The sequence below is a fragment of the Paracoccus caeni genome (genome assembly GCF_016629665.1).
Lineage (GTDB): Bacteria > Pseudomonadota > Alphaproteobacteria > Rhodobacterales > Rhodobacteraceae > Paracoccus > Paracoccus caeni.
This window is the reverse complement of record NZ_JAEPRQ010000014.1, coordinates 24761-34367: the sequence shown is the minus strand read 5'-3', so window position 1 is coordinate 34367 and position 9607 is coordinate 24761. Positions and strand designations below refer to the sequence as shown.

Genomic DNA, 9607 nt, shown 5'->3' with positions numbered 1-9607 from the left:
CGCGGCTTTACAAGCTGGACCACCTTTACGGGCTGCTGTTCACCTTCGGGCTGGCGCTGACCATCGAGGGCACCTTCCGCTATTACTATGGCGCATCCGGCATGCCCTATCCGCAACCCATACAGGGCGCGGTCAATCTGGGTTTCATGTTCCTGCCGATCTATCGGGGGTGGGTGGTGCTGGCCTCGCTGGTGGTCTGTATCGGCGTCTGGCTGATGATCGAAAAGACCAAGCTGGGCGCCTACCTGCGCGCCGCGACCGAGAACCCGACGCTGGTGCAAAGTTTTGGCGTCAATGTGCCGCTGCTCTTGACGCTGACCTATGCGCTTGGGGCCGGGCTTGCGGCCTTTACCGGGGTGCTGGCCGCACCGATCTATCAGGTCAGTCCGCTGATGGGATCGCAGATCATCATCGTGGTCTTTGCGGTGGTGGTGGTCGGCGGCATGGGCTCGATCCTTGGCGCCATCGTTACCGGCTACATGCTGGGCATCGTCGAGGGGCTGACCAAGGTGTTCTACCCGGAAGCCTCGAATATCGTCATCTTCGTGATCATGGCGATCGTTCTGATCCTGCGTCCTGCGGGTCTCTTCGGAAAGGATGCGTGAGATGTCAGGCAAATCCGAACCCATTCCTGTCGAATTCGGCGCGGTTCATCCGCAGGCCCGGCGCATCCAGTTGGCGATCATCGCGATCTGCCTGATCGGACTGCTGCTGGCGCCGCATTTCTTCTACCCGATCTTCCTGATGAAGCTGCTGTGCTTTGCGCTGTTCGCCTCGGCCTTCAACCTGCTTCTGGGCTATACCGGGCTCTTGAGCTTCGGCCATGCCTGCTTCTTCGGCGGCGCCGCCTATTTCACCGCGCATTCGGTGAAGGTCTGGGGCTGGCCGCCCGAGGCGGGGATTCTGCTGGGCGTCGCAGGGGCCGCAGGTCTGGGGCTGATCATGGGGGCCATCGCGATCCGCCGCCAAGGCATCTATTTCGCGATGATCACGCTGGCGCTGGCGCAGATGTTCTTCTTCTTCTGCCTGCAAGCCGGGTTCACCCATGGCGAGGACGGCATCCAGTCGGTGCCGCGCGGCAGGCTTTTCGGGCTGATCAACCTTCAGGACACGACCAACATGTATTACTTCGTGCTGGCGGTGTTCATCATTGGGCTGCTGATCATCTGGCGCTTCGTCAATTCGCCCTTCGGGATGATCCTGAAATCGATCCGTGAGAATGAGCAGCGGGCGATCTCGCTGGGCTATTCGGTCAGCCGCTACAAGCTGGGGGCTTTCGTGATGTCGGCGGCGCTGAGCGGGCTTGCCGGGGGCACCAAGGCGCTGGTCTTCCAGTTCGCGACGCTCACCGACGTGGCCTGGCAGATGTCGGGCGAGGTGATCCTGATGACACTGCTGGGCGGCATCGGCACGCTGGCCGGTCCGATCTTCGGCGCGGGTCTGGTGGTGACCTTGCAGAACTATCTGGCGACCTCGGAATTTCCGGTGACGATCATTACCGGCGTCGTCTTCATGCTGTGCGTGCTGCTGTTCCGCCGTGGCGTGATCGGCGAATTCTTCGCATCAAAGCTGGGCAAAAAACTGGGATTCAGGTCCGAGTCGTAACATTGCCGCCCCTCGCCACTGGCGGGGGGCGCTGCATGGGGTGACCAATGGAAAGCTGCGATTACATCATTATCGGCGCGGGAAGCGCCGGATGCGTGCTGGCCAACCGGCTGAGCGCAAACCCGAAAAACCGGGTGCTGCTGCTGGAAGCGGGCGGGCGGGACAATTACCACTGGATCCATATTCCGGTGGGCTATCTTTACTGTATCGGCAATCCCCGCACTGATTGGGGCTTCAAAACCGAGGCCGAGGCGGGGCTGAACGGGCGTTCGCTGATCTATCCGCGCGGGCGGGTTTTGGGCGGCTGTTCGTCGATCAACGGTATGATCTATATGCGCGGGCAGGCGGCGGATTATGACCATTGGCGGCAGATGGGCTGCGCCGGCTGGGGGTGGGACGACGTGCTGCCGATGTTCCGCGCGCATGAGGATTTCTATCGCGGCGCGGATGAGGCGCATGGCGCCGGTGGTGAGTTGCGGGTGGAGACGGCGCGGGTCCGCTGGGCGGTGCTGGACGCCTTTATGGATGCGGCGGAACAGGCGGGGATACCGCGCACGCCCGACTTTAACCGAGGCAGCAATGAGGGGGGCGGCTATTTTGACGTGACCCAGAAGGCCGGTTGGCGGTGGAGCGCGGCCAAGGCTTTCCTGCGCCCGATCCGGGGGCGGCAGAACCTGCGGGTGATGACCGGGGCCGAGGTCGAGCGGCTGGTGATCGAGAATGGCGAGGCGAAGGGGGTCATCTTCCACCATCAGGGCCAGCGGATCGAGGCGCGGGCCGAGGGTGAGGTGATCCTGTCTGCGGGCGCCATAGGTTCGGTGCAGGTCCTTGAGCAGTCAGGGATTGGTCAGGGCGAAGCTTTGCAGGCGGCGGGAATCGCGCCGCAGGTCGAGGTCGGCGGCGTGGGCGAGAACCTACAGGATCATCTGCAATTGCGGCTGGTCTATAAGGTTCGCGGTGTGCCGACGCTGAACGAGAAAGCCTCTCGCATGGTTGGCAAGGCATTGATCGGGCTGGAATATCTTCTGAAGCGATCAGGGCCGATGTCGATGGCGCCAAGCCAGTTGGGGATCTTCACGCGCTCTGGTCCTGATAAGGAAACGCCGGATCTGGAATATCATGTGCAGCCGGTGAGCCTCGACAAGTTCGGAGACCCGGTTCACGCCTTTCCGGCAATGACGGCCAGCGTCTGCAACCTGCGCCCGGAAAGCCGGGGAACAGTGCATGTGACCGGGCCGGATTTCCGCGCCCATCCGGCGATCAGGCCGAATTATCTGTCTACGCCGGGCGATCTGGATGTGGCGGCAAAGGCCATTCGCCTGACCCGCAAGATCGCGGCGCAACCGGCATTTTCTCGTTTTGATCCAGAGGAATACGTGCCGGGGATCGCCTTTCAAAGCGACGACGATCTGATCAAGGCGGCGGGGGCGGTGGGCACCACCATTTTCCATCCGGTCGGCACCTGCCGGATGGGCGTGGATGAGGATGCGGTGGTCGATCCGCGCTTACGGATGCGGGCGGTGGGGCGGCTGCGGATCGCGGATGCCTCGGTCATGCCGACGATCACCAGCGGCAATACCAACGCGCCGACGATGATGATCGCCGAGAAGGCGGCGCAGATGATTCTGGAAGACGCGCGGTAACGCCATACCTGTCAGGCGTTGCAATCGGTATTTATACAACGAAGAAATCGGGTGGCGGGAAAAGCCAGCAAATGCTGGGATTTCGGCGGCACAGCCCGTCCACGGCGCATGCACCGGGCGTGCACAGGCTGTACACCGCTTGCGAACGCCCGGTGTTGCGGGCTCAGCCCGAGAGGCTGTCGAGCCGTCGGCGCTGATCGGGGGTAAAGCCAAGCGCGGCGGCCTCGATATTCTGGCGCAGGTGGCTGCGGCGGGAGGTGCCGGGAATGACGAGGATGTTCGGGCTGCGCGCCAGAAGCCATGCCAGCGCCACCTGTTGCGGGCTGGCATTCATCTCTGCCGCGACTTCATTCAGCCCGGCTGATTGCATCGGTGAAAAGCCGCCCAGCGGGAAATAGGGGACATAGGCGATACCGGCATCGGCCAGTTCATCGATCATGGCATCGTCCTGACGGTGGACCAGATTGTAATGGTTCTGCACACAGACCAGCGGCGCGATGTCGCGGGCGATCTGCAATTGCTGCGGGGTGATCGTGCTGATGCCGATATGGCCGATCAGGCCTTCCTCTTGCATGGCGCGCATGACCCGCATCGGCGGGGCGATGTCGTCATCAGGCCCTTCCATGCGCAGGTTCACGATCTCGATCCGTTCAAGCGTAAGCCGGTCGAGATTGTCCTGAACCGAGCGGCGCAGAAAGTTCTCGTCATGGGCCAGAAGCCAGTCGCCCCGGTCGTTGCGATAGCCGCCGATCTTGGTCACCAGAACCAGATTGCCGGGATAGGGGGCCAGCGCCTCGTGGATCAGCTCGTTCGTGACATAGGGGCCATAGAAATCGCTGGTATCGATATGATCGATGCCAAGGGAGACCGCCTCTTTGAGAACGGCAAGCGCCTCGTCCCGGTCTTTCGGCGGGCCAAAGACATGCGGCCCGGCCAGTTGCATGGCACCGTAGCCCATGCGGTTCACGCGGATGCCGGTGCCGGGGAAGGTAAAGCGACCTGCTGCTGCGGCGGGTAGGGTCATCGATGGGTCTCCTGAACGGGCAGGGTGCGATCATCGGCTGCTGCCGCGATCCGCGCTGATGATGAGGAAGGAAGTGTCGCGCCAATGGTCAGGCTGCGCAAGGTCTGCGCGCCCCGATCCTAGGGGACCGGAGCACGCGGGATCATGGTCGTGATCAGGGGCAGTTGACGGAGTAACCCACCACCCCCGGCGTCGATCCTTCGTCGCCTTCGCCTGCGGTCGTGACCCCCAGGATCGCGCCGTTTTCGGACTGATATTCGAAGGCGCAATAGCCGAAGCCGGTGCCCGAACAGTCCTGCACCTCTGGCAGGCCCGCCTTGATCAAGGCGTCGCGGAAGAAGGGGATGCCGTCCGGTCTTTCCTTCGGAATCGAAGGCTGCCAGCCATCTGCGGCCAGAACCTCGCGGGCCAGATGGATCGGCAGGCCGTAAACGGTCGTCACTGGGTTGGCACCTCCGCAAAAGGCGTCTTCGGAGGCGACGTTTCGCAGGATCGCCAGATCGTCGCCATAAAGCCGAAGATCGGCCAGCGGGGCCGAAAGCCAGTCACCGTCCCAGATGCGCAGGCCCGCCACCGTCTCCTCGACCGAGCCGATGCTGCGGTCGGTCCGTTCGGTCGCATAGATCAGCGCCAGCAGGGTTTCGCCCCGGTAGATGGCAAGATTGCCGTCCTCGATCAGGCAGGAACCGCTGGTGCCGGGGGTGGTCTTTCCGGCGAAGGTCACGAAGTCGAGACCGTCGCGTTGCACCTCACTGGTCACTGCCCAGTTGGCGGCTGCGGCGGCGCGACCGCCCGGCGTTTTGGGCTCGGTGTTGACGGAGAAGCAATATTCGCTGTCGGGTGCGCCTGCCTTGTTGGCGGGCAGGGTTGAAAGCGGGCGGATCGCAAGGCCATCGACCTGCGAGGCGGTGCGGAAATCCTGCGCTGCAGCGGCAGAGGCGCTGACGCCGCAAAGAAGCGCGAGGCAGAGGCGGAACGGGGACATGCGCAGCCTTTCGGTTCGGAACGGTCCGGCGAAATCTGGCCCGGTCAGGCGGCGGATGCAAGCCACCCCGCCAGCGCGTCGTGGCGGGGCGGGCAGGATCAAAGGGCGGTCGCCGTCATCTCATAGCTGAAGCCTTCGGGGTCCAACTCGTTCAGCGCGCGCGTGCCGATCTGGCCTTGCGGATACATCATGAACGGCAAGGCCGGGGCGTCGCGGCCGGTCAGGACCAGATCCTCGGCCATGTTGAAACCGACCCAGTTGCCTTCCCAATTACCCAGAAGCGCCTTGTTCACCTCGGCCACGAGCGGGTCGTTGGGATCGCGAATCCAGTCGTCGGTTTCGGCGCGCATGACCTTCAGCACATCGGCGGGGTCCATCGCCACCCAGCCATGGCCCGACAGCCAGACCTCGGCCCGGCAATGCTGCGCGCCCGAGATGCCGGGGCTATTCGCGCCAAGCTGTTTGAAGCCGAATTCGGAAGGTGCCACGCGGACGCCGTAGATGTCGCGGGCGGGCACGCCCGAGGCGCGGGACAGGGCCACGAAAAGCCCGTTCAGATCGGCGCATTTGCCGCCAAGGCTGGCCGTGGTCAGTGTCGCCACCGAATCGCCGGGACCGCAGCCGGGCGTGTCCATGTTGCGGAAACAATGGGTGACGATCCACGCATAGATCGCCTGCACCTTCTCAAGATCGGTGGTCGCGCCTGCGGTGATCTCGGCGGCGCGTTCGGCCACGACCCCGTCCAACGGCTTGTTGGCCGAGGGGGCAAGTGCTGCCTGAATGATTGCCGGATCTTCGGTCACATCGATCGGCTTCGACCAGTCCACCACCCGGTTGCGGGTCTGGAAGCTGCTGGTCAGGGTCAGTTCGGGCGTGCTGCCCGCATCGAAGCTGGCATGCAGATATTTCGCGCCGGTTTTCTGATCGGTGACGATATCGGCGCGGGCGGCATTGCCAGTCACCTCGTCCGACAAGCTATGCTGATAGTCGTTTTCAAGCGAGGGCACCGGCAGCCAAATCTGCGCCGCCTGACCATCGGCGGGCAGGCGGATGGTCGTGGCGATCTGGTAGCTGCGCCAGTCCGAAGGTTGAGGCGCGAAGGCGCGGGCGCCACCCGCAAAGGCGGGAAGCCCGGACAAAAGCGGCGTGGCACCTGCGGCGACGGCAAGTTGCAGGATGCGGCGGCGGTTCGGGGTGAACATGACATTCTCCTTCGCTTGATGGCGGGGTCTGGCTTTCGGAAAAGGTTAACAAGACCCTAGGCGGGCGGGGGGCCATGCTCAAGCATCATGCTCGCCGCGCTGCGGCATCATGGTTCGTCGCAGGTGCCCATCGCCTGATCGAAGGGCTGATCACTGGGATCAAGCTTGCCTTCGTCGATCTGGATCGGGCGGAAGGGCGGGGTATCCTGTGCGGCCGGTTGCACCTGCGTCAGGCGATAGCAGCCTGCAAAGACGGTTTCGGTTCCGTCGGCGTCGGTCGCCCTGAGAGCCACCGGAACCAGCGAATAGACAGAACCGGCAGCGCCTTCGGAATGAACCTCGCCAAGCCGAAGCTCGACCTTTTCAGTCGTCTCATAACCGTCGCGGAAGGTGTCGTAATCGGGGGCGGTGTCGGGGGCGAAATAGCTCCACCCGCGCAGATATTCGCGGCGGTCGATGGCGTTGTAGAGCGAGGTCACGACACGTTCGGGCGAAGAGCGGTCATCGATGAATTGCGACGGCACCTCGGTATTGTCGAGCGGCGGCTCGGTCTGGGCAAGGGCCGGGGTGGCGAGCGAAAGGGTAAGGATGAGGGAAGGAATGACGCGCATGGCCGCTGTCCTGTGATGGTGGGCGTTCATCCATCAACCCGCGATCCGGCCGCGCGTTCCGCGATGTCGCGGAAACGTGGGGCGACTATTCCGTCAGTGTGGGAAGGGTGGGCTGGATGCCCACCCTCACTCTGCTTACCTGTTCGGCCAAAGCGGCGCGTGGCGGTTCACGTCCTTGTAGAGCAGATAGCGGAACCGGCCCGGACCGCCCGCATAGCAGGCTTGCGGGCAGAAGGCGCGCAGCCACATATAGTCGCCGGGGCCGACCTCGACCCAGTCACGGTTGAGCCGATAGACGGCCTTGCCCTCCAGCACGAAAAGCCCGTGTTCCATCACATGCGTTTCCGCGAAGGGGATCGAGCCGCCCGGTTTGAACGTGACCACGGTGATATGCATGTCGTGGCTGAGATCGGCGGGGTCCATGAAGCGGGTCGTGGCCCATGCGCCGTCGGTATCGGGCATCGGAGAGGGCGCGATGTCCTGTTCCTGCGCAATGATCGGCTTGGGTTTCTCGACGCCGTTGCAGGGCTGCCAGCGCTTTCGCCACCAATGGAAACCTGCCGGGCCGCTGGTGCGGTTGCGGATTTTCCACGGCGTGCCGGGCGGGATATAGGCGAAGCCACCGGGCTTCAGCAGATGCTCTGCTCCGTCGATGACCACCTGCATGTCGCCGCCGGTCACGAAGATCGCGTGCTGCACCTCTGGGTCGTCATCGGGCTGATCCGAGCCCCCGCCCTCGGCCAGTTCAACGATATATTGGCTGAAGGTCTCGGCAAAGCCGGTCAGTGGGCGTGCCAGCATCCACATCCGCATCCCTTCCCAGCCGGGCAGATAGCTGGTCACAATATCGCGCATGACGGTACGGGGAATGACCGCATAGGCTTCGGTAAAGACCGCCGTGTCGGTGGTCAGGCCGGTCTGCGGCGGCAGGCCGGTGACGGGGCCGGCATAGGGGTTGAAGCGCGCCTGTTCCTCGGGGATGACGGCGACATCGCCGGTGGGGGCACCTTTCGGGGGAAGATCGTTCATTTCAGGGCCTCCTTGAGGCGAAGCTCACCGATCCGCATGACCTGCCTTTCGGCCTCGGCGCGTTCGGTTTGGGTGTCATTCTCGATCCGGGCCTGCATGGCGGCAAGGATGCCGGGTTTGTCGTGGTCGCGCACGGCGATGATGAAAGGAAAGCCGTGCTTGGCGACATAGGCGTCGTTCAGGCTGGTGAACCGGGCCTTTTCGTCGTCGGTCAGCGCGTCCAGCCCGGCGCTGGCCTGTTCGGCGGTGCTGTCGGCCGTCAGCCGTTTCGCCGCCGCCAGTTTCCCGGCAAGATCGGGGTGAGCGATCAGAACGCCAAGACGTTCCGCGTCGCTGGAACTGCGAAACACCTGCGCCATCCGCGCGGCAAGCCCGCTGGCGCTATTATGGACCGCCCCCATCTCTGCGTCCCAGACCCGCTCGGCGATGAAGGGCGAATGCTCATAGATGCCGCCGAATGCCGCCACGAAATCCTCGCGCGACATTTCGGACGGGCGTTGCCTTGCCTGATAGGGATGCGTCTCGGCCCAGTGCCGGGCGATGTCGAGACGCGAGGCGAACCAGACCCCCTCATGGCTGCGGCAATGGTCCAGAAAGCGCTGAATCGCCATCGCCCGGCCCGGACGACCGGCAAGGCGGCAATGCAGCCCGATCGACATCATCTTCGGCGCGCCCGCCTCACCTTCGGCATAAAGAATGTCGAAGCTGTCACGGAGATAGTCGAAGAACTCGACGCCGGTGCCAAAGCCCTGACCGCTGGAAAACCGCATGTCATTGGCGTCCATCGTATAGGGCACCATCAGTTGCGGGCGGCCAATATGGAGATGCCAATAGGGTAGATCGTCGGCGATGGTGTCGGCCAGATAGTCGAAACCGCCTTCCTCGCAGCCAAGCGCCACCGTGTTCATCGAGGTGCGCCCCTGATAGAAGCCGCGCGGTCGTTCGCCGGTGACGGCGGTATGCAGACGAATCGCCTCGGCGATATGTTCGGCCTCGACCTCGCGCGGGATGTCGCGGTAATCGATCCATTTCAGCCCATGCGTGGCGATTTCCCACCCTGCCGCTTGCATCGCCGCGACCTGTTCGGGGCTGCGCTCCAGCGCGGTGGCGACGCCATAGACGGTGACGGGAATATCCTTCAGCAGCCGGTGCAGCCGCCAGAAGCCTGACCGCGCGCCGTAATCATAGATCGATTCCATGTTCCAGTGGCGCTGGCCCGGCCATGGCTGACAGCCGATGATCTCGGACAGGAACGCTTCGGACGCGGCATCGCCATGTTCGATGCTGTTTTCGCCGCCTTCTTCATAATTGACGACAATCTGCACCGCGATCCTGGCACCGCCCGGCCATTGCGGGTCCGGGGTCGTTTCACCATATCCTCGCAAATCGCGGCTGTAGCGCATGTCATGATCCTTGGCTGACGGTTCTTGCAAAGAAAACCGCGACACGCATTGTGGTGCAAGCGGGCATCTGTGACATTCAGTATCAACGAATCGACAAAGATCGCG

General features: G+C 63.5%; 9 protein-coding genes. 3 read left to right on the top strand and 6 right to left on the bottom strand.

Annotation, left to right across the window (positions count from 1 at the left end; translation table 11 throughout):
- The 3 genes from JJJ17_RS19835 to JJJ17_RS19825 form a co-directional block, all read left to right on the top strand.
- On the top strand, positions 1–605 hold a 605-nt coding region (locus tag JJJ17_RS19835; RefSeq protein ID WP_200689584.1), incomplete at its 5' end, for a branched-chain amino acid ABC transporter permease.
- A gap of 1 nt (position 606) precedes the next feature.
- On the top strand, positions 607–1605 hold the full coding sequence (locus JJJ17_RS19830) for a branched-chain amino acid ABC transporter permease (RefSeq protein ID WP_200689583.1): 999 nt from the start codon (positions 607–609) through the stop codon (positions 1603–1605).
- Between the two features lie 47 nt (positions 1606–1652).
- Positions 1653–3248, top strand: coding sequence for a GMC family oxidoreductase (locus JJJ17_RS19825; protein WP_200689582.1), 1596 nt, complete (start codon positions 1653–1655; stop codon positions 3246–3248).
- Between the two features lie 163 nt (positions 3249–3411).
- On the opposite strand, the gene JJJ17_RS19820 is transcribed toward JJJ17_RS19825, so the two are convergent.
- From JJJ17_RS19820 to puuE, 6 genes are all read right to left on the bottom strand, one after another.
- Positions 3412–4272 carry an oxidoreductase gene (locus tag JJJ17_RS19820; RefSeq protein WP_200689581.1) on the bottom strand — a complete coding sequence of 287 codons (861 nt, stop codon included), beginning with the start codon at positions 4270–4272 and terminating at the stop codon, positions 3412–3414.
- A 154-nt stretch (positions 4273–4426) separates the two neighbouring features.
- Complete coding sequence (locus JJJ17_RS19815; RefSeq protein ID WP_200689580.1) at positions 4427–5257, bottom strand: hypothetical protein; 831 nt, start codon at positions 5255–5257, stop codon at positions 4427–4429.
- A gap of 98 nt (positions 5258–5355) precedes the next feature.
- Complete coding sequence (locus tag JJJ17_RS19810; RefSeq protein WP_200689579.1) at positions 5356–6459, bottom strand: transglutaminase-like domain-containing protein; 1104 nt, start codon at positions 6457–6459, stop codon at positions 5356–5358.
- A 107-nt stretch (positions 6460–6566) separates the two neighbouring features.
- Entirely contained in the window at positions 6567–7070 is a 504-nt protein-coding gene (locus JJJ17_RS19805; RefSeq protein ID WP_200689577.1) for a hypothetical protein, read from the bottom strand.
- Between the two features lie 135 nt (positions 7071–7205).
- Positions 7206–8099, bottom strand: a complete 894-nt coding sequence (locus JJJ17_RS19800) for a bifunctional allantoicase/(S)-ureidoglycine aminohydrolase (protein ID WP_200689575.1) — start codon at positions 8097–8099, stop codon at positions 7206–7208.
- Complete coding sequence (puuE, locus tag JJJ17_RS19795; protein ID WP_200689573.1) at positions 8096–9502, bottom strand: allantoinase PuuE; 1407 nt, start codon at positions 9500–9502, stop codon at positions 8096–8098. The genes JJJ17_RS19800 and puuE overlap by 4 nt, the downstream gene beginning before the upstream one ends.
- Between the last annotated feature and the right edge of the window lie 105 nt (positions 9503–9607).